The sequence below is a fragment of the Lentzea jiangxiensis genome, from assembly GCF_900104175.1.
In the GTDB taxonomy this organism is placed as follows: domain Bacteria; phylum Actinomycetota; class Actinomycetes; order Mycobacteriales; family Pseudonocardiaceae; genus Lentzea; species Lentzea jiangxiensis.
In genome coordinates this window covers 13,384-39,095 of record NZ_FNIX01000027.1, presented here as the reverse complement: position 1 = coordinate 39,095, position 25,712 = coordinate 13,384, and the positions used below count along the sequence as shown (strand labels likewise).

Annotated in this window: 21 protein-coding genes; 12 read left to right on the top strand and 9 right to left on the bottom strand. The window is 72.9% G+C overall.

What is annotated here, in order from left to right; translation table 11 throughout:
- Positions 1 to 6 precede the first annotated feature (6 nt).
- Entirely contained in the window at positions 7 to 3,666 is a 3,660-nt protein-coding gene (gene fxsT, locus BLQ91_RS36765; protein ID WP_143023011.1) for an FxSxx-COOH system tetratricopeptide repeat protein, read from the bottom strand.
- A gap of 99 nt (positions 3,667 to 3,765) precedes the next feature.
- Positions 3,766 to 3,933, bottom strand: coding sequence for an FxSxx-COOH cyclophane-containing RiPP peptide (gene fxsA / locus BLQ91_RS36760; protein ID WP_090104724.1), 168 nt, complete (start codon positions 3,931 to 3,933; stop codon positions 3,766 to 3,768).
- Between the two features lie 147 nt (positions 3,934 to 4,080).
- Between fxsA and BLQ91_RS36755 the strand changes: the two genes are divergently transcribed.
- The gene (locus BLQ91_RS36755) at positions 4,081 to 5,193 is read left to right on the top strand and encodes an FxsB family cyclophane-forming radical SAM/SPASM peptide maturase (RefSeq protein WP_090104722.1); all 1,113 of its coding nucleotides are present in this window, start codon (positions 4,081 to 4,083) and stop codon (positions 5,191 to 5,193) included.
- Positions 5,194 to 5,204: 11 nt separating this feature from the next.
- Positions 5,205 to 6,323, top strand: coding sequence for an aKG-HExxH-type peptide beta-hydroxylase (locus BLQ91_RS36750; RefSeq protein WP_176960158.1), 1,119 nt, complete (start codon positions 5,205 to 5,207; stop codon positions 6,321 to 6,323).
- 34 nt (positions 6,324 to 6,357) lie between these two features.
- On the opposite strand, the gene BLQ91_RS36745 is transcribed toward BLQ91_RS36750, so the two are convergent.
- The gene (locus tag BLQ91_RS36745) at positions 6,358 to 7,800 is read right to left on the bottom strand and encodes an IucA/IucC family C-terminal-domain containing protein (RefSeq protein ID WP_218130552.1); all 1,443 of its coding nucleotides are present in this window, start codon (positions 7,798 to 7,800) and stop codon (positions 6,358 to 6,360) included.
- A gap of 22 nt (positions 7,801 to 7,822) precedes the next feature.
- Between BLQ91_RS36745 and BLQ91_RS36740 the strand changes: the two genes are divergently transcribed.
- The gene (locus tag BLQ91_RS36740) at positions 7,823 to 9,166 is read left to right on the top strand and encodes an IucA/IucC family protein (protein WP_143023010.1); all 1,344 of its coding nucleotides are present in this window, start codon (positions 7,823 to 7,825) and stop codon (positions 9,164 to 9,166) included.
- Positions 9,167 to 9,181: 15 nt separating this feature from the next.
- Here the strand turns inward: BLQ91_RS36740 and BLQ91_RS36735 are convergent, their stop codons facing one another.
- The 3 genes from BLQ91_RS36735 to BLQ91_RS36725 form a co-directional block, all read right to left on the bottom strand.
- A complete protein-coding gene (locus BLQ91_RS36735) occupies positions 9,182 to 11,452 on the bottom strand; it encodes a LuxR C-terminal-related transcriptional regulator (RefSeq protein WP_090104716.1) in 2,271 nt (756 codons plus the stop codon).
- A 139-nt stretch (positions 11,453 to 11,591) separates the two neighbouring features.
- The gene (locus BLQ91_RS36730) at positions 11,592 to 12,461 is read right to left on the bottom strand and encodes a lamin tail domain-containing protein (RefSeq protein ID WP_090104713.1); all 870 of its coding nucleotides are present in this window, start codon (positions 12,459 to 12,461) and stop codon (positions 11,592 to 11,594) included.
- Positions 12,462 to 12,639: 178 nt separating this feature from the next.
- Complete coding sequence (locus tag BLQ91_RS36725) at positions 12,640 to 12,987, bottom strand: hypothetical protein (RefSeq protein ID WP_143023009.1); 348 nt, start codon at positions 12,985 to 12,987, stop codon at positions 12,640 to 12,642.
- 166 nt (positions 12,988 to 13,153) lie between these two features.
- Between BLQ91_RS36725 and BLQ91_RS36720 the strand changes: the two genes are divergently transcribed.
- From BLQ91_RS36720 to BLQ91_RS43680, 4 genes are all read left to right on the top strand, one after another.
- Entirely contained in the window at positions 13,154 to 13,684 is a 531-nt protein-coding gene (locus BLQ91_RS36720; protein ID WP_090104710.1) for an NUDIX domain-containing protein, read from the top strand.
- A 67-nt stretch (positions 13,685 to 13,751) separates the two neighbouring features.
- Positions 13,752 to 14,723, top strand: a complete 972-nt coding sequence (locus BLQ91_RS36715; RefSeq protein WP_090104708.1) for a D-cysteine desulfhydrase family protein — start codon at positions 13,752 to 13,754, stop codon at positions 14,721 to 14,723.
- A gap of 116 nt (positions 14,724 to 14,839) precedes the next feature.
- Positions 14,840 to 15,472 (top strand): GTP pyrophosphokinase, encoded by a 633-nt coding sequence (locus tag BLQ91_RS36710; protein WP_245734207.1) that lies wholly within the window; start codon positions 14,840 to 14,842, stop codon positions 15,470 to 15,472.
- Positions 15,473 to 15,659: 187 nt separating this feature from the next.
- Positions 15,660 to 15,848: an MFS transporter gene (locus tag BLQ91_RS43680; protein WP_342670693.1), complete on the top strand. Its 189-nt coding sequence runs from the start codon at positions 15,660 to 15,662 to the stop codon at positions 15,846 to 15,848.
- A 435-nt stretch (positions 15,849 to 16,283) separates the two neighbouring features.
- On the opposite strand, the gene BLQ91_RS36700 is transcribed toward BLQ91_RS43680, so the two are convergent.
- On the bottom strand, positions 16,284 to 17,114 hold the full coding sequence (locus tag BLQ91_RS36700; protein ID WP_090104706.1) for a MerR family transcriptional regulator: 831 nt from the start codon (positions 17,112 to 17,114) through the stop codon (positions 16,284 to 16,286).
- A gap of 102 nt (positions 17,115 to 17,216) precedes the next feature.
- Here BLQ91_RS36700 and BLQ91_RS36695 point away from each other — a divergent pair, with 102 nt between their 5' ends.
- From BLQ91_RS36695 to BLQ91_RS36685, 3 genes are all read left to right on the top strand, one after another.
- Entirely contained in the window at positions 17,217 to 18,140 is a 924-nt protein-coding gene (locus BLQ91_RS36695; RefSeq protein WP_090104704.1) for a sensor histidine kinase, read from the top strand.
- A 219-nt stretch (positions 18,141 to 18,359) separates the two neighbouring features.
- Complete coding sequence (locus BLQ91_RS36690) at positions 18,360 to 18,710, top strand: DUF742 domain-containing protein (RefSeq protein WP_090104702.1); 351 nt, start codon at positions 18,360 to 18,362, stop codon at positions 18,708 to 18,710.
- A 51-nt stretch (positions 18,711 to 18,761) separates the two neighbouring features.
- On the top strand, positions 18,762 to 19,175 hold the full coding sequence (locus tag BLQ91_RS36685; protein WP_245734205.1) for a lipopolysaccharide assembly protein LapA domain-containing protein: 414 nt from the start codon (positions 18,762 to 18,764) through the stop codon (positions 19,173 to 19,175).
- On the opposite strand, the gene BLQ91_RS36680 is transcribed toward BLQ91_RS36685, so the two are convergent.
- On the bottom strand, positions 19,132 to 21,756 hold the full coding sequence (locus BLQ91_RS36680; RefSeq protein WP_143023008.1) for a helix-turn-helix transcriptional regulator: 2,625 nt from the start codon (positions 21,754 to 21,756) through the stop codon (positions 19,132 to 19,134). The two genes, BLQ91_RS36685 and BLQ91_RS36680, sit on opposite strands and share 44 nt — an antisense overlap.
- 280 nt (positions 21,757 to 22,036) lie before the next feature.
- Between BLQ91_RS36680 and BLQ91_RS36675 the strand changes: the two genes are divergently transcribed.
- Together BLQ91_RS36675 and BLQ91_RS36670 are read left to right on the top strand one after the other, a co-directional pair.
- Positions 22,037 to 24,592 (top strand): helix-turn-helix transcriptional regulator, encoded by a 2,556-nt coding sequence (locus tag BLQ91_RS36675; RefSeq protein ID WP_176960157.1) that lies wholly within the window; start codon positions 22,037 to 22,039, stop codon positions 24,590 to 24,592.
- A gap of 55 nt (positions 24,593 to 24,647) precedes the next feature.
- Complete coding sequence (locus tag BLQ91_RS36670) at positions 24,648 to 25,154, top strand: EF-hand domain-containing protein (protein WP_090104696.1); 507 nt, start codon at positions 24,648 to 24,650, stop codon at positions 25,152 to 25,154.
- On the opposite strand, the gene BLQ91_RS36665 is transcribed toward BLQ91_RS36670, so the two are convergent.
- Positions 25,133 to 25,705, bottom strand: a complete 573-nt coding sequence (locus BLQ91_RS36665) for a maltokinase N-terminal cap-like domain-containing protein (protein ID WP_090104694.1) — start codon at positions 25,703 to 25,705, stop codon at positions 25,133 to 25,135. The genes BLQ91_RS36670 and BLQ91_RS36665 overlap by 22 nt on opposite strands.
- Between the last annotated feature and the right edge of the window lie 7 nt (positions 25,706 to 25,712).

Genomic DNA, 25,712 nt, shown 5'->3' with positions numbered 1-25,712 from the left:
CCGCCTTCACGTCTGCGGGACGTCGATGTCGAGGGGCTGCGGCGCACCGTCCTCCAGGTCCCTGCGGGTTATCCCGGTGTACGGGTGGGACGGGCCGAGGTACTCGACGCAGTCCTCGTGCAGTTCGGCGACGAGCGCGCGTCCGCGCTCGGGATCGCCCTGCGCCCGCACCACCGCCGTCTGGTGGTACCGGGCCGCCAGCGTCCACGGGTGCGCTTGACCGAGTTGGGCGAGCTCGTCGCGCCCGTCCCGCAGGAGCTCCTCCGCGGTCTCGACGTCGCCCTCGTCCAGCCGGATGCGCCCGAGCGCCAGGCGGCACACCACGACGAACGGGTGGTGGCCGTCCAGGCCGACGTCGCCGGTGAAGCCCGCCAGGCACGCCGTGGCGTGCCGGGCGGCGCTCTCCAGGACGCCGAGCCGGCGCAGGTCGTGCGCGAGGCTCAACCGGCAGCCCAGCGTCCAGGGGTGCTCGGGCCCGAGCCATTCCGCGTAGTCCGCGAGCGTTTCCCGGTTGCGGTCGGCGGCGACCGACACCCTGCCGGTCTGCCGGTAGGTGATGGCCTGGTTCCACCGGATCCGCAGCTCCAGCAGGTTGGTCTCGGGCCGCAGCGACAGCACGTGCTCGCGGGCCGAGCGCAGTGCCTCCAGGGCGTCCTCGAACCGGCCGAGCTCCCTCAGGTACGTGCCGATGCTGCACATCGACCACCACGTCTGCAGCTCGTTCGGCCCGAACAGCCGCATGCGGCGGTTGTAGTTGTCGCGTTCCACGCGCAACGCGGCGGAGGGCTCGCCGGCGAGGTAGTGGGACAGGGCGAGGTTGTTGGCGGCGGTGCGGGTGTGCGGGTGGTCCTCGCCGAGCGAGCGCCGCAACCCGGTGTAGGTCACCTGGTCCTCCAGCACGGCCTCCGCGAACTGCCCGAGGCCGCGCAGGTCGGCGGCACGGCCGCGGGCGGTGATCAGCGCCTGCGGGTGCGACGGGGACAGCAGCCTGCGCTGGCGGGCGAGCACGGCGTCGTCGAGGGCCAGCGCGGAGTGGTTGTCCCCCAGGATCCGGTGCAGGTTCGCGACCTGGCCCCGCAGCCGCAGCAGCAGGCCGTCGTCCTGGCCGAACTCGGCCGACCACCGCTCGATGAGCCGGCCGGCCACGTCCAGGGCCACGCGCCACCGCCCGGTGTTGCCGTCGTGGTAGGTGTGCCTGACCTGGCTGACGAGCCAGCGGCGCACCCGGTCGTCGCTCGACTCCAGCGCTCCCGAGAACACGACGTGCTTCTGCAGCTCCGCGTACCGCCGCACGCCCGAGGTGTAGTCGTTGTCCACATCGGACGGTGCGTACGCGGCGAGGGCGGCGAGCAGCTGGCGGCGGCGTTCGGCCCGTTCCTCCTCCGGCATGAGGTCGCGCAGCACGGCCTGGACCACCCGGTGCATGCGCACCAGCGGCCGGCGCCCCCAGTCGACGTCGAGCAGCCCGTACCGCGCACCCATCCACAGCACCAGGTCCAGCTCGTCCGCCCCGCCCTCGAGCAGCGCGGCGTCGTCGCCCGCCGCGGCGACCAGCGCCTGCCAGACCGCGCTCGCGCGCAGCATCCTGATGTCGGCGCCCTCCGGGGACAGGAAGGCGCACATCTCGGCGAGCAGGACGGTCACCCTGCCGAGCGCCGTGGTGCGCAACGTGGTCACGAGCAGCCCGACGACCTGCTCGTCCACGGCGGCCTCGTGGTCCGGTGGTTCGTCGGCGAGCTTGCCCAGCAGTTCGCGCACGGCCCACGCCGTCTCGCCACCGGTCTGCACCACCTGGCTGAGCCACGCCCCGACCAGCTCGACCGCGAGCGGCTGGTGCCGCACCGCGTCGGCGACCGAACGGGCCTCCTCGGCGGACAGCGCGCGGACGTGCCGGCTCAGCAGCAGCGTGCTCTCGCCCGACGAGAGCTCGGTCAGCGTCAGTTCCTCGCCCGCCAGCGGGTGCAGGCGCGTGGTGGTGACGATGACGTGGCCCGCGCCGACCGCCCCCGCCATGCTGTCGATCACGGCGGGGTCGTCGGCGTTGTCGTAGACGACGAGCCACCGGTTGGCCGGGTCCGCCGCGAGGGCACCGAGGACGTCGCCGCCGCGCACGCCGACCACCTCGCGCACCCGCGCGGTCAGGTTGCCCATGTCGTCCGACAACGCTTCCTGGTCGTGCGCCGCGACCCAGTGGACGAGGTCGTAGTCGTGCGCGAAGCGGTGCGCGAACTCGCGGGCGAACTCGCTCTTGCCGATCCCGGGTGGCCCGGTCACCTGCACCTGGGCGCTCTGGCCCGGCCGGAGCCGGTCGCGGAGGTGTTCGAGCTCGCGGTCGCGGCCGACGAAGTCCTGGTTGCGCGGGGGGAGCACCCGCACGCGGGTGTTGCTGCCGGGGTAACGGCTGCCGCCGAGGTCGATCGCCTCGTCCGGGCCCACGAGGCCGAAGCGGTTGAGCAGGCGCAGCCGGGCCCGCATCTCGCTGATGTCGGCGAGCGACAACGTGAACGCCTCGTCCTCGGCCTCGCTGTCCGAGTCGCTCGTGACCAGCAGCCTGGTCACCTCGACCACGGCGTCGCGGCCGGCCGCTCCGGCCAGAACCTCGTCCAGCGCCGCGTGCACCCGCGGGTCCGGACCGCCGTCGGTCTCGACGTACGCGATCTGCAGGACCTCCTGGTCGTCCTCCGGCGCCGCCAGGACGCGCATGCCCGCGACCTCGACCTGGCCGCGGATCCAGTCCGCCCAGGCCCGTCCCCGCGAGTCGTGCAGCAGCACCAGCGGAGGTGGCTCGACGCCCTGGTCCAGGCCGAACAACCGGCGGCGGCGTGAGGCGACCAGCGGCGTGACGCGCGGAACGGCCACGACCGCCTGATCCGTCACGGCCGCCACCAGCTCGCCGTAGGCGGAGTGCAGGCGCGACTCGGGTGACGGCCGTTCGACGAGCACCGTGAGCAGCGGCTGGAACGACGAGAACTCCACGTACGGGATGGCGACGGCGCCGCGGGGCACCAGCCGGCGTCGCTGGTCCAGCAACAGGTCCGCGAACGAGGCACGAATGGGACCGAGTGTGTGTTCGGCCTGGTAGAAGCTCTGCTCCCCGTGGACCGTGACCACGAGGACGAAGTCGACGTGCCGCGGTGACCGCCGCCGCACCGCCTGTCCGAGCTCGGCGGCCTTCTGCGGCACACCGGGCCGCACCGGGAAGCAGAACACGACGACGTCGCACAACGCCGCCATCGCGGCCGGGACGGCGTCGTGGTGCGTCGGCGTCGGCGCGTCGATCAGGATCTCGTCGTAGTCCGTGCCCAGCAGCAGTTCGCGCAGCCTGTCCGCCGTGCTCCCGTTCTGCGGGGCGGGGTGCGCGTCGACCTTGAGCACGTCGACGACACCGGAGGGTTCCGACAGCGCGTACCGCTCGACGCTCGCGTCGGGCAGCTGCCCCAGGTTCGCCGCCAGGGCCGCCACGAGCCGCGAGCCGAGCACCTCGTCCAGCGGCAGGTAGTCGGCGAGCAGCGGCCTGAGGTACGCGGACGTGCGCGGGAGGTCCGGCACCCAGTCGATGACGAGGACGCGCCTGCCCGACCCGGCGAGCACCACGGCGAGGTTGGCCAGCGTGCCGGTCTGCCCCGCGCCCACGCCGGGGGAGAGGAAGGCGACGACAGTGCTCATCACGGCTCCCCCGCGAGTTCCTGTGGTGGCAGGAAGGGCGGTTCACGCTACTTCGCCCGGGACCTCCGGTGGATCTGCTGAACAGGTGAAGATAAATGGTCACAAACGGTTCTGGAACGCCGCGTACTGCCCCGGTGTCGACGGGTCCTCGGCGAGCACGCGCCGCAGCGCCCGCCGCAGCACCGACTCCGGCATCGCGTCGAGCCGCTCGAAGTCGATCCCCGAGAGGTCGACGAGCTCTGACCTGAGCTCGGGATCGTCAGCCACGTCGTGCTCCTCGCCCGGCAGTCGGGAACGCGTGCCGCGCAATCATAGTCGCGCAGGCAGTGGGCAGAGCCCGAATCCCCCTACCGGTGGACTTACCGGTGCGCGGTCCGCGTGCCACGATCTCCGAGCCGACCGGACGGAGCACAGATGGAGCACCCACCGCCCCCGTGCGCGCGGGAGTTCGTGGTGAAGGTCCACAGCCGCTGCAACCTCGCGTGCGACTACTGCTACGTCTACGAGATGGCGGACCAGCGGTGGCGGGACAGGCCGGTGCGGATGTCGGCCGAGACCTTCGAGCGGACAGCGTTCCGCCTCGGCGAACACGTGCGAACCCACTCCCTCGACCGCGTGGACGTCGTGCTGCACGGCGGTGAACCGCTCCTCGCCGGCGTCGAGGCGATCCGCGGGTTCGTCGCGGCGTGCCGGGCCGCCACCGGCGGTGTCGCGCGCTTTTCCTTGCAGACCAACGGACTGCTGCTCTCCGAAGAGGTCCTCCAAGTGCTGCTCGACCTGGACGTCCGGGTGGGCGTGAGCCTCGACGGCACGGCCCCGGACCACGACCGGCACCGCACCCGGCGGTCCGGCAGGGGCAGTCACGCCGCTGTCGCACGCGGGCTGGAAGTGCTGTCACAGCCCCGTTTCCGGCCGATCTACGGCGGCCTGCTCTGCACGGTCGACCTCGCCAGCGACCCGGTGGCGACCTACGAGGCGCTCGTCGCGTTCGCTCCACCGGTCGTCGACTTCCTCCTGCCGCACGGGAACTGGACGTCGCCGCCGCCCGGTGTCGGTGACTACGCCGACTGGTTGATCACCGTGTTCGACCGCTGGTACCGCGCCGCGGAGCCGGAGACGTCGGTCAGGATGTTCAGCGAGATCATGAACGTGCTGCTGGGCGGGACCTCGGCCCTCGAGGGCATCGGCACCACCCCGACCGCGATGGTGGTCGTGGAGACCGACGGCGCCATCGAGGGGCCGGACCAGCTCGCGTCGGCGTTCCACGGCGCGGCGGTGACGGGCCTGCACGTGGCGAGCGCGTCGTTCGACGACGCGGCCGCGCTGCTCGCGCCCGCCGGGCTGCCGCTGCCGTGCCACGACTGCGAGATCCGCTCGGTGTGCGGCGGCGGGCTGCCCGCGCACCGCTACCGCGCCGGTGCGGGGTTCGGGAACAGGACGATCTACTGCGCCGACATGTTCCGGCTGATCCAGCACGTCCGGCAGCGACTGCGCTCCGACATCGCGGCCCTCGCCGGGCGCTCATGACGGCACACGGCATGTCCTGGGAGCTCTTCCGCGCGCTGGCCCGCGGAGGCGGTGGCGCGGAGGCGGTCCGGCTGCTGTCGTCGGCGCGGCGCAGCAGGACCCTGATGATGATCTCGCTGGTCGCCCGGCGGGCCGCACCGGACGTCGTGGCGGCGTACCAGGCGTTGAAGGAGGTGTCGGCGGCTGCTCCGGAGACCGCCGACCTCGTCCTGGCGCACCCGATGACCGGCGTCGTGGTCAGCCGGGCCTGCCGGGCACCGGGCACCGTGCGGCCGGACCTGTTCGCCGGTCTCGCGTTGGCCGTGGGGTTGCGGGCGGGCCTCGACCTCACCGTCGAGGCGCCGTGCGAGGAGCTGTTCCTGCCCGGCGTGGGGCATGTCCGCGGCGGCACGGAGTATTCCGTCTCGGGTGGGCTGTTGCGCGTGGAGGGCGTGCCGCACCGGCCGCGCCGTCCCACCCGGCTGGCGCTGGGACCGCTGCGGCTCGAGCTCGACACCGACGTGGACGTGCCCCGCTGGCAGGACGTGATGGCCGCCGGGTGGGACGAGCTGGTGCGCCACCACCCCGAGGTGGCGCAGGAGTGCGCGGCGGCGATCACCGTGCTGTCTCCGATGCCGACGCCCCCGAGCGGCATGGCGAGCGCGACGCTCGCGGACGCCTTCGGGTGCGTCCACCTCTCGCTGCCACCGGACGCGCGCACCGCCGCGCTGACCCTGACCCACGAGCTGCAGCACGCCAAGCTGGCCGTGCTGCTCGACCTGTTCGAACTGACGGCGGCTCACCCCGGCGAGCTGTTCTACGCCCCGTGGCGCGACGACCCGCGCCCGCTGGTCGGTTTGCTGCACGGCACGTACGCCCACCTCGGCGTCGCTTCCTTCTGGCGCCGGTACGACGACGAGCACGCCCAGGTCGAACACGCCCACTGGCGCACGGCCTCCCGCCGCGCCGCGACCACGATGCTGGAGAGCGGCAGGCTGACCGAGCTCGGCACGACGTTCGTCACGGAGATCGCCGGCGTGCTGGAGGGCTGGGACGACCGCGTGTCCCCCGCCGCCCGGGCCGCCGCCGAGGCCGCCCTCACCCGGCACCGCGCGCTGTGGGAGGGCGCCCACCACGTCCACCCGGGCTGACCGGCCGCACCCCGGCGGCCGCCGCTGCCGGTGGTCAGTCGCGGTGCAGCGGGTTCGGGCAGTCGACGTACCGGCTCGCCGCCCCCTCCGCGCGCGTCCAGCGCAGCAGAAGGTTCGCCTTGGCGGGCACGAACCGGTTCTCCAGCAACGACAAGACCTGCTCGGCTCCGTGCTCCCGCGCACAGGCGGCGAACACGGTGCGCGCCTCGGCCCACACGTCCAGTCCGGGGTGGCGGTCCAGCACCGCGCCGGCGATCTCGACGAGGTGGTTGACGACCAGGCAGTACTGCAGCCGCTCCCAGCCCTTCGCCTCGGTGACGCCGCGCGCCGACCCGGGACCGTCCATCGAGGACAGCAGCGGGGCGTGCCGCGGCAGCAGGCGCATGCCCTCGGGATCGCGGTGGATCGCCTGCACCGGCACACCGGAAGCGTCGACGCCCACCAGGACGTTCTGCAGGTGGCACTCCATCACGACGCCGTGCGCGAAGAACGCGTGCAGCACCGGGGGAACGACGACCGACACGTACCGGCGGAACCAGTGCAGCGCCGCCCCGGCGTCCAGGCCGTCCAGCGGGTTGCCCTCGAAGCCCTCGCTGATCCCGGCCGCCAGCAACGGGGTGACGCCGGGCAGCAGGTGCCTGCGCAGGCCGTCGCGCACCACGACGGCCAGGCCCTCGAACTCCTGCGGCGACGTCCGGTAGCCGCGGTCGACCAGGAAGGCCGTTCCCGGGAACACCGAGGCGATGTCGTCGAACACCGGCTCGAGCAGCGCCGCGAGCGGCGGGATCCAGCGCAGGTCGTGCGCCCACAGCCGCCGCACGTCGTTGGTGATCCGCACGTCCAAGCTGAACTTGTAGAACAGGTCGGCCACCGGGTCGTGGACCGTGCGCACCGACGACGTCGGCCACACCTCGGGGCCTGCGGCGTTGCCCTCCCTGCCCAGCAACGAGAGCTGCCACGGGTGCGCGGGCAGGACACCGGCGGGCAGCGGCACCTCGCCGTCGTCGACGAACTCGCCCTCCAGGCGGGCCAGGGAGAAGGTGGCGTGCACCTCCGGCGAGTACGGCAGCCACTGCGACGGGGGCAGGCCGCCGCGGTCCTTCGGCGCGGGGTGGTAGCGGTGGCCCGCGACCAGCGCCTGTTCGGAGCGCCGGTAGAGGTCGGCGGGCGGGGCGGGGCGGGCGTCGAGGATGGCGGCGACGGCCGACCGCGACGCCGCGATCTCGTCGAAGAAGCCGGCCGGGGGGTCGCCGAGCTCCTGGGCGACGAGCACGGCGAGCTCGTGCCACGCCAGCGGCTGCCACGACCCGGTGAACACCTCGGGGTCCGACAGCCAGCGCCCCTCCCGCGCCCGCAGCACGACGCCGGTGCGGGGCAGCCGCAGCGTGCCGTCCGGACCCCGTTCCCCGACCTCGCGGCGCAGGCAGTTGAGCAGCGCCGTCGACGTGACGCCGTCGGGGTCCGTGATCGCTTCCACCGGTGTCCGCTTCCCTCGGGCGATGTGTCAGGATCGGATCATTCTGACGCACACACCGGTCGAGTCCGAGTTCCTCGCCGCTCTGGGTGAAAGCCGCGCCGAAAGGTTCACCGCGGCGTTGCCCGGCGCTCGTGCGGCCGTGCTCGCGCGCCTGCGCCGAGCCCTGGCCGTCGAGCCGTTGCCGCAGGTCGACGTCGATCCGTCCGCGTACGAGCACCCCGTCGACCTCCTCACCGCGCTGCGCTGGCCGGGCTCTGAGAGCCTCGTCACGGAGGTCGCCCACAGCGTGGCGGGACTGGCCCTGTCGCGCACGACGAGCCCGCTCACGACCCCGTTCGCGGACAGGTCGCTGGAGGAGCACGAGCAGAGCGTCGTCGACGGCCACCCGTTGCACCCGTGCTGCCGCAACCGCACCGGTTTCACCGCCCTCGACCACCTGGCGTACGGCCCCGAGCACCGCCCGGTCGTCCGGCTCCGGCTGCACCCGGCGGCGAGCCACGTGGTGTTCGGCGACTGGCCCGACGAGCTGCGCGACGGCGAGCGGATCCTGCTGCCCGTGCACCCGTGGCAGGCCGACCGGCTCGGCGTGACCGGCGCGGGCACCCTGGACGCGAGCCCGCTCATGGCGCTGCGCACGCTCTCGGCCGGCGCCTGGCACGTCAAGACGACGCTGAGCGCCCAGATCACCTCGGCCGTGCGGGACATCTCCGGCGGCTCGATCGCGACCGCGACGACGATCTCCGACTTCCTCGGCTCGGTCGTCGAGGGCATCGAGCTGCAGCACAACCGGGCGTCGGCGGCCGTGCTCACCGACGGCGAGCCGGATCGCCGGCTCGGGGTGGTCCTGCGCGACAGACCCGTCCCGCACGACGGCGAGAACCTCCTGCCCCTGGCCGCGCTGGGCGCTTGGCGAATCCCCGACCCGGTCGGGTGGTTCAGGGAGTTCGCCGAGCTGACCGTGCCGCCGCTGATGACGTTGCTGGCGCGCGGTGTCGCGTTGGAGGCGCACGAGCAGAACCTGCTGATCGGCCTCGTGAACGGCAGGCCGCACCGGGTGGTCTACCGCGACCTGGCCGACATCCGCGTCAGCCCGCGCGCCGGGCTGCCCACGCGGCTGCACGCGAGTCCGGAGGCGTTGCGCGCCAAGACGTTCGCCACGTTCTTCGCCACGGCGCTGACCGGGTTGATCGGTACCCTCGACGCCCCGGACGCCGAGCTCTGGGACGTGGTGGCCCAAGCCCTCCCGGACACGCCGGACCGGCACGCGTTGCTGCACGACCCGTTGCCCGCCAAGCCCCTCACGCTGATGCGGATCGACCCCGGCACGACGGCCTGGGCGCACCTGCCGAACCCGTTCCGGAGCTGAGCAGCGAGACCACCCTCACCCCGGCTGCGCGAACAACTCCGCCAGGTCCTGCCGGGAACTGATCGCGAGCTTGCGGTAGGCGGCGGCGAGGTGGCTCTCGACCGTGCGCACCGACAGCACCAGCGTCTCGGCGATGGCCCGGTCCGTCATCCCGGTGGCCGCGTGCCGCACCACCTCGAGCTCCCGCCGGGTCAGCCCGAACGTCCGCCCGTGGGCCAGCGACTCGAACTTCTCCGCCTCGGCGCGCAGCCCGGCCTCCCGGTGGGCCCGCGCGGCAGCCAGCAGGTCCGGGCCGGAGCGCGACGCACGGGCACGGATCCCGGCAGCGCGGGCACGGGCCTCCGGCGCCTCGAACGTACGGTCCCCGAGCGCGCGAACGGCTTCGGCGGCGGCACCGTGCTCGGCCGCGGCGGCGAGGTAGTAGACCGTGCACCGCACCGAACCGACGTCCGCGGCTTCGCGGGCCGCGGCCAGGTACAGCTCCGACGAGGGTTCACCGCGGGCGGCGCGAGCGGCGGCGGCCACCCACGTCCTCAACGCGGGCAGGACGGCCACGTCGTCCGGCTCGTGGCTGCTCGGCAGGCCCGCCGCGGCCTCGGTCACGGCCAGGGTGGCCGCGGCCTCGGACCGGAACGCTCCCCTGCCGGTGGTCTGCGCCAGGTGCGCCTCGCGCAGCACGGCGAGGTCCGGGGCGTCGGAGTCCGGCCGGAGCAGGCTCGCCACGGAACGCGCCAGCCCCTGGTAGTACGGCGACACGTCGGTGGAGGAGGTCAGGCGTGCCATCGCCTCGGCGGCCTCGTGCGGGCGGTCGGCCATCACCAGGGCCGCCACGCTCACCAGCGTCGCCCTGCCCCACGCGGTCGGCGGCGGATCGGCGGCGAGGACCCTTTCCGCCCGCCGCAACGCATCCGCGGGACGCGCCGAGAACAGGACCGCGACCGCGGCGGCCGATTCCACGTCGGCTGCGAAACGCACCGGCAGATGGGCTTCCTCCAGCAGCTCGACCGCCTTGGACGGCGTGCGGTCGCACCAGATCGTCAGCGAGGCCTGCGCGAGCAGCACGGCCAGCCGGTCCTCGTCATCGCGAACGCGTTGCGAGGCAACGCTGTGAGCACGCCACGCCTCGGCGACGGCGCCCAGCTCCGCGTGGGCGTCGGCGAGCACCAGCGCCGCGTGCGGCCCGGGATCGGCGGGCAGCGCGCGTTCGGCGAGCTGCACGGCCAGCTCCGGCCGCTCCAGCACAACGGCGCGCGCGGCCGCCACGAGCACGTCGGGATCGGTGACGGCCGAGTCGAGCAGGAGATGAGGGCGGACCACGTCCGCGGCGAGGAGGCGGTCCGCGAGCCTGCGTCGGCGCAACGGCGTGAGGTGCGGCGCGGCGGCCGCGGCCAGCATGGGGTGCGCGAGCCGGACGGTGCCCGCGGTTCCGGTGACCAGGCCGCGTTCCTCCACCTCGGCGAAGCCCTCCGGCGACACCACGCGGGTCAACGCGTCCACGGACACCGGTTCGGCCAGCACCAGCGCGCACAACGCCTCCGCGCCCGCCGCCGACAGGCCGCTGACGGGCTGGGCCGCCGTGGGCGGGACGGCGGTGTCACCACGCCACGTCCACACGCCGTCGAGCTGGTCGAACGAACCGTGCGCCATGCCGTGCTGCACGAGGTCGGTCAGGGCGCGGGCGTTGCCGCGGCTCCACCGCCACAGCAGCTCGGCGGTGGCGGGGGCGACCGGTCCGCCGATTCCCTGCGCCAACGCCCCGGCGGCGTCCTCGCGGCCGAACGGCCGCAGGGTCAGCAGGTCGAGGAACCCGTCCTTGGCGAGCGCGAGCACCGCGTCCGGCACGGGGCCGGTGAGCTGGGCGGTGACGAGCAGCCGCGGGAAGCCGGAGGCGAGCGCCAGCACCGTCGTCGCGGAGGCCTCGTCGAGCAGGTGGGCGTCGTCGACGACGAGCAGCGTGCGCGGGCCGAGGCCGCGGCGCAGGGCGGCGAGCACGGTGATCGGGTGCAGCTCGGTCAGGTCGGGCGGCAGCAACGCCGTCAGCGCGCCGAACGGGATCGACCGGCTCGTCTCCGTCGCGACGACCCAGCGGACCTCGAACCCCGACAGCGCGGCCACCACCCGCGCGAGCCACGTCCTGCCGACGCCCGGCTCGCCGGTGACCAGGACCCCGCGCCGGCCCATCCGGTCGAGCGCGAAGGTGATCTGCGGTTTCCGCCACCGCTGCCCGGCGATGGGGGAAGCCGTCGTCGGGCAGCCGCTCAGGGCCCGCTCCTCGGCAAGGGTCATGCGCGAGATGGTGACAGCCCGGAAGATCCTCAGCGAATGAATTCACGCCCGCCGACCAGTCCTCAGTGGAGCCCAGAACCCCTTGGGGCCTCTGGGCTCCGCCGGGTTCTGGGCTCCGCTGGGTTCTGGGCTAAACCGCTCAGTTAGCGCAGATCTGCCAGTTGTTCAGGCCCCACGAGTTCGTGGTGCCGTCGTCGTCCTCCAGCGCGCCGATGGAGACCTCCTCGCGCAGGACGTTCTGCGGCAGCAGGGACAGCATGTGCGCCTGGCCGAGCGATCCGGTCAGGTCGAACATGGGACCGAGCACCTTCTTGCCCGCCGGGCACTCCAGCGTGGTGATCTTGCCGCTCGAGTGCACCGGGCCCGCCTTGTTCACGATCTGCCAGCCGGCCGGCTGGAACGCGCAGACCGCGTAGGCGTCGAGGAACCAGTTCTTCGTGGTGCCGTTCTTGCCCTCGAACGCCTTCGTCGAGACGGTGCTCGTGCCCGGCAGCAGCTCGTCGACCACCACGTCGCCCGTGGCGCCGCTCAGCGCGAAGCCGCCCCCCATGACGGACTTGCCCGGCGAGCAGGTCGCGACCGCCGTCTTCTCGTGCTCCGAACCGATGACGGCGCTGCGGCCGAGCTTGATCTCGTAGCCCGGCAACGGGTTCGCGCACACCGCGAAGACCGTGACACCCCAGTTCTTCGAAGTGCCGTCGGCGTCCTCGTAGGCCGTGCCGCTCACGAAGGTGTCCCCCATGAGCAGCTCGTCCATGACGACCGACCCGTCGTTGCCGACGCCGGTCGCCGTGCTGAACCCGCCCCCGGTGACGACCATGCCCGCCGGGCAGTTCGCGGTCGCGCTCTTCGGTTCGTTCGAGTCGATCTCACTCACGGCCTTGACGTGCACCGTGGTCACGGCCTGCACGGACACCGGCGCGGCCTGGGCCGGCACGACCTGGCCGGTGGCGGCGACCATCGCGGTCGCGGCGAACGCGGTGCCGAGCAGAGCGGTGAACTTCCGCATCTGAATCCCCCTCGGATCTGAAATGTGACTTCGCCATTCCAGCCGCGGGAAGGGGGTGCGGACATCCGTGGAGCGGTACGGAGATTTGCGGGAGAAGGTACGGAGGCGGCACGACGCCCCCGGAGGAAGCCGGATGACCGGACCCGCCCAGGGCCCGGTCTCCGCTGCTGTGAGGGTGTCAGGCCCGCCAGCGCCGTGACGCCTGCACGACTTCGCCGACCGCGCGGGCCAGGCTCCCGTCCGCGTCCACGTGGCTCTCGTGGTGCGCCGGAAGCGGCTGGGCCACCTCGGGCGGCGCCTCGAAGCGGTCGTCGTCCTCCCAGCGCAGCCTGCGCGCCGCCTTCACGAACGCGACCGCCGCGGCCAGCAGCACCACCCCGAGCACGACGGGCCACAGGACCCTCTCCGCGATCGCGATGGCGAACTGGACTTGGGCCACCACGACGAACACGACGGTCAACCCGACCACCGGCCACGGGGCCGATCTACCGTCATGTCTGCGCTTGGCGGCACCGGTTGCCCCCATTGGCGTCACCTCCACCGATGTTGCCGTGGACATCGGCGATTGATCGCAAGGAGTTACACCACCAAGCGTACTCTCCGATCGTTTGGTTGCGACCGTGCCGTTGCGCCCTTCAGCCGACCGGGGGCCTACTTGTGCGCGATTCACCCGGTGGTGTGATCATCGGCGGGTGTCAGCTCAGCACGCGGGCGACCCCGCGACCTTCGCCGCCGACGTCCTCGACGAGGGTCCGGCCGAACTCGAGCACGAGCCGGGAGTGGCGTCGAGGCGTGCCGTGAAGACGTCCGCCGGTGGCGCCCTGATCCGCGACTCGCGGGGACGCGTGCTGTTCGTCGTGCCGGGTTACAAGGCCGTGCTCGACATCCCCGGCGGCATGACCGAGGACGACGAGTCCCCGAGAGCGGCGGCCCTGCGCGAGATCCGCGAGGAGCTCGGCCTCACCCTCCCGCTGGGACCGCTGCTGGTCGTCGACTGGACGCCGCGCAACGGCGTGTGGCACGACTGCCACCAGTTCGTGTTCGACGGCGGTGTCGTGGACGACGCCGTGGCGTGCGATCCGGAACTGGAAGGCGTGGTGTACCTGGCGCTGGACGAGGCCCGGCCGCGGATCCACCCGTCGCTGCACCGGCGGCTCACCCTCGCCCTCGCCGCTCTGGAGAGCGGTGCCCCGCGGTACGCCGAGTTCGGCCGGGAGGTCTGACGGGAGTCGTCTCGCTGCTTCCCGCCGGAACGCACCCTCCCGGGAGGGAGGCGGTTAAGCTCGCCCCGTGGATCTGAGCGCGTTCCCCCGAGTCGCCCTGGGCAGCTGGCCGACCCCGCTCGACGAGGCCCCCAGGCTCGCGGCCGCCCTCGGCGCGCCCCGGGTCCTGATCAAGCGCGACGACGTCAACGGCCTCGGCGCGGGCGGCAACAAGCTGCGCAAGCTCGAGTTCCTGCTCGGCCGGGCGGTCGAGCAGGGCGCGGACACGATCATCACGTTCGGCGCGCTGCAGACCAACCACGGCCGGCAGACCGCGGCGGCGTGCGCGAAGCTCGGCCTGCGGTGCGAGCTCGTGCTCACGGCCAAGGTGCCGATGAAGGGCGACGCGTACGAGAAGTCCGGCAACGTCGTGCTGGACCACATGTTCGGCGCGAACGTCCACGTCTGCGCCGACGCCGACGAGACCGTGAAGGCCTACGAGAGCGTCAACCACGACAAGGCCGTCACACTCCCCGTCGGCGGCTCGAACGGCCTGGGCGCCCTCGGCTACGTCAACGCCGCCGCCGAGCTCGTCGGCCAGCTCACCGAGCGCGGCATCGGCACCGCGACCGTGGTCGTGCCGGACGGCAGCGGCGCCACGGCCGCGGGGCTCGCGCTCGGCATCGAACTGCTCGGCTGGCCGGGCACCGTCCACGCCGCGAGCGTCTCGCACCCCGCGGCGGAAGCCGGGCGGGAGCTGCACGCCCTCGCCGCCGAAGCCGCCGCGCTGCTCGGTGAGCCCGCCCCCGAGCTCGCCCGCGTCACCGTCACCGACGACACGATCGGGCCTGGTTACGGCGTGCCGACGCCGGAGATGTGGAGCGTGCTGAAGCTGTTCGCCGAGACCGAGGGCGTGGTCCTCGACCCGGTGTACACCGGCAAGGCGGCGGTGAAGTTCCGGGAGATCGCGTCGCAGAGCGACGTGCCGGTCGTGTTCCTGCACACGGGTGGCCTTCCCGGTTTCTACGGCTACGCGCCGGAGGCCGTCGCCCAGTTCTGAGCGCGTCCCCCCGTCGGCGGATCCCGTCCGGGCCTCCCCGGGCGAGCAGCCGTGACCGGTGTCGCTGCGCGTGACCGCCTCCGAGGCGTGGCGCGCGTGATCAGTACGCTGGAGTCGTGACCGACTTGGCCGACGACCTGAGCCTGCTGCGCGACCTCGAGCGGCGCCTGCTCGTCCACAAGTTCGCGATCGAGGAGCTCATGACGAAGCTCCGCATCCTCAGCGAGGAGTTCGACTCGGTCCACCGGCACGACCCGATCGAGCACATCACCAACCGGGTGAAGAAGCCCGAGGGCATCCTGGAGAAGCTGCGGCGCAAGGGCTTCCCGCTCGACCTCGACTCGATCGGCGACTGGCTCGACGACATCGCGGGTGTGCGGGTGATCTGCCCGTTCGTCTCGGACGTCTACCGGGTCAAGGAGATGCTGGCGCGGCAGCACGACGTGGAGATCCTGCGCACCAAGGACTACATCGCCTCGCCGAAGCCGAACGGCTACCGCAGTCTTCACCTGATCGTGCGAATTCCGGTGTTCCTGTCGAACCGCGTCGAGCACGTGAAGGTCGAGGTGCAGCTGCGCACCATCGCGATGGACTTCTGGGCCACCCTCGAGCACAAGCTGTTCTACAAGTACGACGACAACCCGCCGGCGGACTTCGTGGGCGAGCTGATGTCGACGGCGATGATCGCGGCACAGCTCGACGAACGGATGGAGTCGCTGCACCGCCGCATCCACCGGGACGACGTGTGAGAACCGTCCTGCCGCTGTGCGCGGCGGGGTTCGTCACGGCGTTCGGCGCCCACAGCGTCGCCTCCGGGCTGGGTTTCCCGCAGACGAACCTGCTCGCGCTCGGCCTGCTGCTGGCGGTCCACGACGGCGCCGAGGTCGTGCTCAAGCCGGTCTTCGGCTCCCTCGCCGACCGCGCCGGTCCCGCCCGGTGCTGGTCGGCGGCCTGCTCGCGTTCGCGGTGGGGTCCAGCGCGTTCGTGCTCGTCGACAACGTCGCCGTGGCCCGCTTCGGCCAGGGCGTGGCCGCGGCGGCGTTCTCCCCCGCGGCCGGCGCCCTGGTCGCCCGCCTGACCCCGGATTCGGCGCGCGGCAGGGCTTTCGGCCGTTACGGCGCCTGAAAGGGCATCGGCTACACCGCCGGCCCGCTCCTGGGCGGCGTGCTGGTCCACCTCGGCGGTTTCGACCTGTTGTTCCTCACGATGGCCGTGCTCGCCGCGGTCGTCGTCGTGTGGTGCCTCGCGGTTCCGCGGCTCGATCCCCTTCCACGCCAACGGCAAACCGTCCGGGACCTCGTGAAGCGCCTGTCCCGCAGCGACTTCCTGAGGCCCACCGCGGCACTCGCCGCCTCCACCGCCGCGTTGGCCACCGCGATCGGGTTCCTGCCGGTGAAGGCCGCCGAGCGCTGGCCCGGTCCACTCCGCAGGAGCGGACGGGTCAGACGACGGGCAGCGCCGAGGCCGGCCGCGAGCTCGGTGACGCGGGCAGCCCGCTCCTGGTGGGCGGGCTCGCCGTCGTCGCCTCGCTGCCGTTCGGCCTGCTCGGGCTGGCCGCCGTCATCGCCCTCGCGGCTTGGTGATCTCCAGTTGCAGCTCGGTCACCCAGTCCGACGGGTCGCCCACGCCGTAGTTCAGGTACACCTCGCGGGCGAACCCGTTCTGCCTGTACCCGTGCGCCTCGATCCACGCCGCGACGGCCTGGTACGACGTGTCGACGTCGTCCATCGTCCCCCGGTGCACGAGGGTCGCCGCCTCGGCCAGCGCCGGCAGGTCCACGACCTCGAAGTCGTGGCCCGGCGAGGGGTCGACGGCCACCTCGACTCCGGCGTGCACGACGACCTCGTCGCCCCCGGCGGGTTCGTAGGTCGCGATCCCGCAGCCGGACGACTCGACGCCGGCACGCTCCAGCCGTGCGAAGAGCTGCGGGTACAGCGGCTGGATCACCGGGCCGACGTCCTCGGGCCCGTAGGACGCGGCGGTCGCCGTCAGCCGGGCGACGCGGACGGCGGGGACGGTTTTCACAACGATGTCGTCGGTCGGCATGGCGCCTTCCCTCTCGATGGCGCGGAGACGTGCCTCCACCCGGCGCAGCCGGGACTCGTCGGCGAGGATCTGCTGTCTGAGCTCGGCGCGCCGCAACGACAACATGCCGTGCAGCTGCTCGACGGACAGCTCGTCGTCGAGCACCACGCGGACCTGGTCGAGCGTGAGTCCGAGGTCCTTCAGCGCGACCAGACGGTTGAGCCGCTGCAGCTGGGCGGCGGTGTAGAAGCGGTAGCCGCTGGACGGGTCGACGTGCGCCGGCGGCAGCAGCCCGACCGCGTCGTAGTGGCGCAGCATCCGCACCGACACGCGCCCCAGGTGGGCGAAGTCTCCGATGGTGAACATGACTGCTCCTGTGTAGGGGCTGACACGGTGTCAGGGTCAAGAAATGATGGGTTTGAGCAACGCCCGGCGAGCGCATCCTGGGATGTTGACGAGAGGTGGCACATGACGTTCGCACATCCGGCGCTGTTCTACTCCGACGAGGACTCCTACATCGACGGAACCGTGCCGTTCGTCGTGGAAGGTCTCGCCGGCGCCGAGCCCGTCGCCGTGGCGGTTCCCAGCAGGAACCTCCAGCTGCTCAGGGAGGCGCTGAGCGGGTTCGCCCACCTCGTCACGTTCATCGACATCGCCGAGACTGGCCGCAACCCCGGCCGGATCATCCCGGACCTCCGCTCGTTCGCCGACCGGCACCGCGGAGCCGTCCGGATCATCAGCGAACCCGTGTGGGACCTGCGCACCGAGGTCGAGTACCCGGCCTGCGCGCTGCACGAGGCGCTCGTCAACTACGCGTTCGACGGCCGCGACCTCAGCATCCTGTGCCCGTACGACACCTCGGCGCTCCGCCACGACGTGCTGGCCGACGCCGAGAAGACGCACCCGGTCGTGATCGACGCGGGCGGCCACCGCCCCAGCGACCACTTCCACCCGGCACGGGTGGTCGTCGCGGCGCACTCGCTGCCACTGCAGATCCCGGCGGACGCGGTGAGCACCTCGGCCGAGGCGGGGGCGATGGCGGCGGTCCGGGCGTTCGCTCGCGAGCAGGCCGTGCAGCTCGGTCTGGCACCGGAGCGCCTCGACGACTTCGCGCTCGCGGTCACCGAGCTCGCGACGAACAGCGTCCGGCACGGCGGGGGCGAGAGCACGGTCCGCATGTGGGCGGAAAGCAGAAGTATTGTTTGCCAAGTCAACGACAACGGTCACATCACCGATGTTCTGGCCGGACGCACTCCCGTTCACGCAAACGAACCAGGCGGTCGCGGTCTGTTGCTTGTCAACCGTTTGGCGGACCTCGTGCGCACCCAAACGACGTCGTCGGGCACCGCGATCCAGGTCAGATTCGATCTGGGTGACAAAAAGACAACGTGATCGACATACATTTGGGCGACTTCGTTATAGCTTGGGCACGTGCACGACGAAGGAGCGACGGAAATCGGTTACACGGGAGCCCGATTCGGGTCTCCCGCGACCCGTAGACGGCTTCGCGCCGACGAAAGCAGTGGAAACTTCAACGGCGCCGAGACGCAACAACTGCCCCTTCAGCAACCGTTGCGCCAACGCCCACCGGAACCGCCGCCGGAGTGGCCGATGCAGGAAGAAGAACCCCACGTCCCCGCGCGGGACAGCTCGCTCATCCGCCCCTACGCCCGCACCGGCGGCCGGACGGCGGCCCGCCACGACCTGCGCCTGGAGACGCTGCTCTCGACCGACGAGGAGCGGCTGCACCGGGCGACGAACGACCAGGCGGCGATGATGCGGCTGTGCCTGCAGCCCCGGTCGGTCGCCGAGATCTCGGCGCTGATGAAGATCCCGCTGGGCGTCACGCGGGTGCTGCTGAGCGACCTGATCACGCTGAACCTGGTCGCCGTGCACGAGCCGGGCGACAAGCCGAACATGGCGCTGCTCGAACGCGTGCTGTCCGGCCTGCGGAGGTTGTAGGCACCCGTTCGCCAACGCGCGCTATCAGGCGGGGTCGCCGATAATCTTCCTGTGGCGACCTCCAGCGACGAGACCCCGAAGACGCCGGTCACGGACCCGATCCCGGCCGCACCGCCGTCCGCCCTCGCACCCGCTCCCGATCCTGCTCCCGCCCCGGCGGCCGCGGCGAAGAAGCCGCGGCCGACCCGGACCAGCGGCGCCTGGATCGCCGTGCTGGTCGCGATCGTCGTGCTGGTCTTCCTGCTGGTGTTCATCCTGCAGAACGGCGAGAACACGACGATCCACTTCCTGTGGGGCCAGTTCAGCCTGCCCCTCGGGGTGGCGATGCTGTTCGGCGCGATCGGTGGCGCGGTGCTGGTCGCGGTGGTCGGAGCGGCCCGCATCCTGCAGCTGCGCCGGCAGGCCAAGCGGGCCACGACCCCTAATGGTCCCTCGACCTCATCACCAGCTCCACGCGAGAGCTGATCCCGAGCTTGCGGAAGATCTTGCGCAGGTGGAAGTTCACCGTGTGCGGTGACATGAACAGCTGCGTGGAGATCTGCCGGTTCGTCTGGCCCTTCGCCACCAGGTTCGCGATGGCCCGTTCGGTGTCGTCCAGACCGGACCACCCGGACGCGGGCCGCGCCGGTGCCGCCCTGCGACGCCGGCCGAGCTTGCGCAACCGTCCCAGCACGCGGGCGCTGTCGCGGGACGCGCCGATCTCCCGGTACAGCCCGAGCGCGTTCTCCAGTGCCTTCACCGACTCCGCGCGGCCTTCGGGCCCGCCCGCGAGCAGCACGCCGAGGTCCTCGGCCGCGTTCGCCCGCGCCCACAGGTCGCGGTGCTGCTGCGAGGCCAGCTCCAGCAGCTCCGCGTCGCCGTCGACCAGGCCACGCGCGTGCAGGGCGGCCGCCGCGACCGCCCGGAACGCGGGGTGGTCCCCGGCGAGGCGTTCCACCCGGTCCACCACGTCCCGTGCGAGCCGCTCGTCCCCCGCTTCCAGGGCCCGGCGCACGAACCACCCCGCCGCACGGGGTTCCTCCGCGAACAGCCCCGACGCCACGAGCCCCGGGTACTGCCCGGTGAGCAGCGCCATCGCCTCGTCCAGCCCGGATCCGACGTGGGTGACCAGCACGTCGGCCCACTGGTAGTAGGCGCGGGAGAACACGAGCCCGTCGACCGCGGCCCGCCCGCGGTAGCGCTCGACGTGCTCGACCGCGGCCGGCAGGTCGCCGGTGTGGACGGCGACCATCGCGAGCACGGCCAGCGCGGGCGCCACGAGCGTCTCGTGTCCGGTCTCCTCCGCCACGGCCAGTGCGCCGCGCGCCTCGATCGACGCCTCCTCGATCCGCCCTGCCTGCAACAGCATCCGCGCCTGCACGACCGAGGTCATGGTCTCCCTGGTGACCACGGCGGACGGTCCGCCGCGCACCCGCCGCACCACGCTGTCGGCCTCGGCGAACTCGCGCAGCCCCGAGAGCAGGGTCGCGAGCAGCAGCTGCGGGTAGGCGCTCAGGTCGTGGGACGTACCGGACCGCGCGGCCTCGCGGGCCAGTTCCAGTGCGGCGCCGGGCTGTCCCGCGTCGCGCGCGATCGCCGCCAGCACCGCGAGAGCCGTGGCCAGCACGTCGTCCGGCGAGCCCTGGTGGGTGCGCACGACGGACTCGGCGAGCTCCTCCGCCCGGCGCCGGTCGTGACCGAGCAGCGCCATCATCCTGGTGATCTCCACCCACCCCACGAGTTCCGGACGCAGGTCCGGCTCCCGCAGCAACGCCTCGGAGATCTCCACGGACTCGGCGTGCCGCGCGGTCAGCAGCGTCGTCGTCGCGACGCAGTGCCGCAGCTTGGCCGCGGCGTCCGGGGCGACCTGGCGCGACAACGCCTCCTGCGCGAGCGCCTGCGCCGCCGCGAGCTTCCCGGCCGCGGTCAGCGCGCGCACCGCGATCACCGTGCGGTGCAGCAGCGAAGCAGACGCTTGGTCGGTGAGTTCCAGCGCCCGCACGGCGAGCTCCGCCGCGGCCTCGGGTGCGTTCCACAGCAGGGCTTTCGCCGCCGAGACCAGTCCGTCGATCGACCGCACGTCACCGCGCTGGGCGCCGTGCAGCAGGTGCTTCGCCGCGATGACGGCGGAGTCCCCGCGCGCCAGCAGCATCTCCCCCGCCTCGCGGTGCAGCGCGCGGCGCACGGGCGGCGGCACGGAGTCGGCGACGAGCCGCCAGAGGATCTCGTGCCGGAACGCCAGCCTGTCCTCGAGCGACATCACGACGCCCGCGCCGATGACCTCGTCCAGTGCGGGCAGCAGGATCGCGGTGCTCGACGCCAGCATCTCCGCCACGTCACCGGGTTCGAAGCGCTGGCCGAGCACCGAGGCGACCTGCAGCAGGTGCCTCGCCGTGCCGCTGAGCGATCCGACGAGGTCGCCCAGCAACGCCTCGGTGCGCCGCGGCAGGCGGTCGGTGCGCAGGGAGGCGTTGCCCGCGGCGAGCTCCAGCTGGCCGTCGCGCTCCAGCGCGTCGAAGAGACCGATCAGCGCGGCGGGGTTCCCCCCGGCGGTGGACGCCAGGGCGCGCAGGTCGTGGTCGGGCACACCACCGGCGAGGTCGGTGACGAGCTCCACGACCTCCTGCTCCGGCAACGGCCGCAGGTCGATCCGCACGGCTCCGCGGTGCGCGGCGGCGGCGAAGAGGCGGTCCGCGCCCTCGCCGCGGCGGCGCGCGAGCAGCCACACCACCTTGGCGTCGCCGGAGGCGGGCAGCAACGCGCGCAGGGCGGCCAGGGTGCCCGGCTCGGCCAGGTGGAGGTCGTCGAGCACGACGAGCGTCGGGCCGTCCGGTTCGCGTTCCGCCAGGCGTGCCAGGAGGAACGGCTGGTCGAGCTCGTCCTGGGCGGTCGCGACGTCGAACCCGCGGCGTGCGGCGACCGCGGCGACCTCGGCCAGCAGGCGCGTCTTGCCGGTGCCCGCGGCCCCGTCGACCAGCACCACACCGGTGCCCGCGTCCAGCACACCGTTCAGGAGCTCCCGTTCTCCCTCACGGCCGCGGAACACCCCGTCACGATTCCCGGACACCATTTTTCCTTTCACTCCGCGACGGCGGAGAACAAGTGTTGCAATACCACAGCGACCGGCGCCCCGACCAGCCCCGAAGTGCCCCCTCTGGACCGTTGGGATGACCGCCGCGCGCCGCCGCCCGGCTGCCGCTACCCATTCGGGTAGTTGCCCGCGGGATCATACGTGCAGCCCTCCTGTTGAGACGCCGTCCGGAGGAAGAACCTTTACCTGGGCAAGTGGCGCACTTTCTCCTAGCATCAATTCCGCTGATCTTTCAGCGGCGGATTGTGGAGAGATCTTGGAAAACCGGCTGAAAGCCTGGTGTGCCGGAATCAGCGGTCAGGTGACGCCGGGCACGACGACCGTCGTGGAAGGCGCTCCCGGCACGGGCAAGACGACGGTGCTGGACGACCTCGCCGCCCGCTGGGAGTCCGTCGGCGGACGGGTCGTGCGGGCGCGTGGCAGCGCGCTGGTGGGCGACCTGCCGTTCGGGGTCGTGGCCCAGCTCTTCGACCTGGTCGACCCGGATCTCGTTCCCGCGGAGGCGATCGGCGCCCTGAGCCTCACCGCCACCTCCGCCGGCTTCCCGGTGCTGCACGGCGTCTACCGGCTGGCCGCCGCTCTCGCCGGGCGGGAAGGTCTGCTGGTCGTCGTGGACGACGCCCACTGGGCGGACGCGGCTTCGCTGCGGTGGCTCGCCTACCTGGCGCTGAGGGTGCGGCGACTGCCGATCGCCGTCGTGCTGGCCGTGGGGCTGGGCGAGCGCTGCGACGACCCCTCGTACGGCGAGATCATGGCCGCGTGCCGGCGCGTGACGCTGACCGACCTGACGCGGGAAGAGACAGGTCGTCTCGTCTCGGCCGCCCTGGGAACCGCGGCACCGGGGTTCGTGACGGCCTGCTTCGACGCGACCGGCGGCAACCCGCTCGCGGTGACGCGTCTGCTCACCGCGCTGGCGGAGGACGGCGTGCCGCCGACCGCCGAGGCCGCGTGGCGGGTCGTCCAGCGCGGTGCCGAGGTGTCCGGCGAGATCGTGGCGGCCCGGCTGCGCCGCAGTCCGGCCTCGGTCGTGACCGCGGCGCAGTGCCTCGCCGTGCTCGGCCCGTCCCCGCACCCCGGCGTGCTGGCCGAGCTGGCGGGGTCGAGCCCGGTCGAGCTGGCCGACGCCGTCCGGACCGCCGAGCTGCTCGGCCTGACCGGGCCCGCCGTCCTCGACGACATGCCCGCCGGCGCACGGGCGACGCTGCACCTGCGGGCGGCGCGGTGCCTGCGGGCGCACGGGGCGGCGGACCGCGCCGTGGCCGAGCACCTGCTGGAGACCGCGCCGGGCCTGGAACCGTGGGCGGGCGAGGTGCTCGACCGGGCCGCGCAGGAGGCGGTGACCCGGGGCGACACCGCCGGCGCCGCACGACTGCTGTGGCGGGCGCTGCGCGAACCGGTCGCGAACCCGTCCCGGGCGTTGCGGCTGCTGGGGATCGCCGAGCTGGTCGGCAACCTGCCCGGTGCCACGACCCGGCTGCGCGAAGCCTTCCAGTCCGATGTGGACGACGTCGACTCCGCGGTGGCCCTGTCCTACGCCCTGCACGCCGACGGCACCCCGGCCGAGATCCCCCCGGTGCTGTCGGGCGGTTCCCCCTGGGCCGCGGCACACCTGGCCGTGCACGGACTGGTGTGGCGGGAGGCCGTGCCGTCGTCGGTGCCGCTCGACACCCCGGCGGGCGTGCTGCACCACGTCATGGTCGGGGACATCGGCGCGGCGCAGGCGGTCGCGCTCGTGTCGACCTCGGACATGCTGTCCGCGCTCACGTCCGCGATGACGCTGAACCTCGCCGACTCCCTGGACGAAGCGCTCGCCGTGCTGGACGAGGTCGACCGCGCGCAGGCACCGGCGTTGCGCGCGCTGACGAACGTGATGCGCGCGAACGTCCAGCGCCGCAAGGGAGATCTCGTCTCCGCCCGCGCCGATCTCGCCGTGGCGGCCGACCACCTGCGCCAGGACCGGCGCTGGCACGCCGTGACGACCTGGCACGCCGCGCTGCTGGCCGACATCCTGCTGGAGGAGGGCCGTCTGGACGAGGCCGCCGAGGTGATCGCGGAGGCCACGACGGACGAGGCGCGGCGCACCTGGTCGTTCGGCGGCGTGCTGACCGTGCGAGGCCGCATGCTGACCGCCCGGGGTGACGACCACGAGGCCCTGGAGGCCTTCCTGGCCGCCGAACGGCACTGCGCGGCCTGGCCGTACCGCAACCCGGCGGCGCTGGCGTGGCGTTCGGGCGCCGCCGTGGCGTGCGCGGCGATGGGCGACGGCGAACGGGCTCGCGAGCTCGCCCAGGAGGAGGTCGACCTGGCCCGGGTCTGGGGCGCCCCCAGGGCGTTGGGCATGGCGTTGCGCGCGGCCGGCCGGGTGACCGCGGGTGCCGCCGGGCGAAGCCTGCTCGAAGAGGCCGTGCGGGTGCTGCGCGGTTCCCCCGCCCGCCTGGAACTGGCGCGCGCGTTGGTGGACCTGGGCGTGGTGCTGCGACGGCAGGGCGAGACCTCCGGCGCGCGCACCTGCCTGCGTGACGCGCTGGACCTCGCCCAGAAGTGCGGCTCCACCGCGATGGCCGCCCGCGCGTACTCCGAACTGGTGGCGACGAGCGCCGGACCTCGGCGGATGCGCCAGACCGGGCCGACCGCGCTCACCCCGACGGAGCACCGGGTGGCGGAACTGGCGGCACGCGGCCGGTCCGACGGGGAGATCGCGTCCACGCTGCTCATGCCCGCGGACTCCGTCGAAGTGGTGCTGTCCGGCATCTACCGCAAGCTCGGCGTGCCGGGCCGTTCGCAGCTGTCCGATGCCCTGTTCGTGGACTAGTTCGGCCCGTTCGGCCGATAGTGGGCGTTGCGGCGTTCGGCCTATCGTCCTGCTCATGGCGAGCGACTTCCAGCGCAGCAAGGTGGACCTGGTCTTCGGTGCGATGGACACCACGGGCGACGGCTATCTGACCGAGGAGGACTTCGAGCTCCTCGCCGCGCGCTGGGCGGGACTGCGCGGCGGCGACGAGGAGCTGCTGACCAGGGTCATGCTCGGCTGGTGGGAGGCGCTGCGGTCCGCCGCCGGGGGCGCGAGCCGCGTGACGCTCGACGACGTGCTCGAGGTCGTGGACGTCCTGCCCGCCTCCATCGAGGCGGTGCACGGCACGGCGGACGCGATGTTCGGTGCCGTGGACTCCGACAACGACGACTACGTGTCCGAGGACGAGTACCGGGTGATGATCAACGCCTGGCTCGGCACCGGGGGCGACCCCGACTTCGCGCGGCTCGACCTCGACGGCGACGGCAGGTTGTCGCGCGCCGAGTTCGCCTCGCTGTGGGCGGAGTTCTGGGCGGGCGACGACGCGGAGGCGCCCGGCTCCTACGTGTTCGGGCCGGTCTGACGCAGCACCGCGAGCCGTCCGGTGACGAGCACGCCGTCGTGGTGCCACCAGCCGGTGACGACGCCGGCCGCGTCGCCCGGCTCGTCCCGGACGATCCGGCGGTCCAGGTCGATCGTGATCGTCTCCGGCGTGAACGGCACCGGGCGCAGTGCCCGCCCGCGCGCCTCGGCCGGGCCGATCGGGCCTCGGCTCGCGAAGTCCGAGACCCCGTTGCGCGCCACCAGGTCCAGGACCGCGGCGATCCAGACCGGATCGGTGACCGCGTCGTGGATCCACCTCGTGCCCAGCACGCTGTGCTCCGCCCGCGCGACGAGCACTCCCCCGGCGAGCGGCGCGGGGCGGTAGGTCAGCGGGACCTGGTAGACGTCCTGGCCGTCGTGCAGCAGGTGCGTCTCCACCCCGACCTCGCCCGCCGGGTCCTCGAACCGGAAGAACCCGGTGGGCCGCAACGCCTCCGGTGGCGCGGCGCACCACGGTTGCGCCGCCACCCAGGCGGGCAGGAACTCGCGGAAGTGCGGCGTGAGCGTGGCCCCGGCGTGGATCTTCCCCATGTACCGC